1 protein-coding gene is annotated in these 356 nt (G+C 58.1%); it reads right to left on the reverse strand.

All coding sequences use genetic code 11. From position 1 onward, the window contains the following. On the reverse strand, positions 1-356 hold a 356-nt coding region (locus D1646_RS24115), incomplete at both ends, for a recombinase family protein (protein ID WP_201754814.1).

A 356-nucleotide genomic window follows, 5' to 3' on the forward strand; every position in this document is an offset into this window, starting at 1 on the left:
TTCGCCATCAGCTTTTTCCTGCACCGCAGCCAGGTATCGGCGGGAACAATGCCCTCGCTGGGGGCCAGTACAAGGATTTGATTTTTCAGCTCCTTGTTTTTTCGTTCCTGCACGTCCCGGCCCTGGTAGAGATAGCAGCCGTTTGTCCCGGCGAAGTCCGCTGCCTCGTTCACCACCACGGCCCCCTGGCCCTTGAAAAACTCGTACAGCTCCAGGTCAGCCTGGGCATAAATCGGGTTGCGGAGCATTTGAGAAATGAAGCCCCGGCGCAATTCCTTGTCATACACCAGGATACCCTCCTGGGCGAAGTACCGGGCGATGTCTCCGAACGACGTGGACGGCTCGGCGTACATCTC

It is taken from the genome of Pseudoflavonifractor sp. 60 (assembly GCF_009911645.1).
Lineage (GTDB): Bacteria > Bacillota > Clostridia > Oscillospirales > Oscillospiraceae > Lawsonibacter.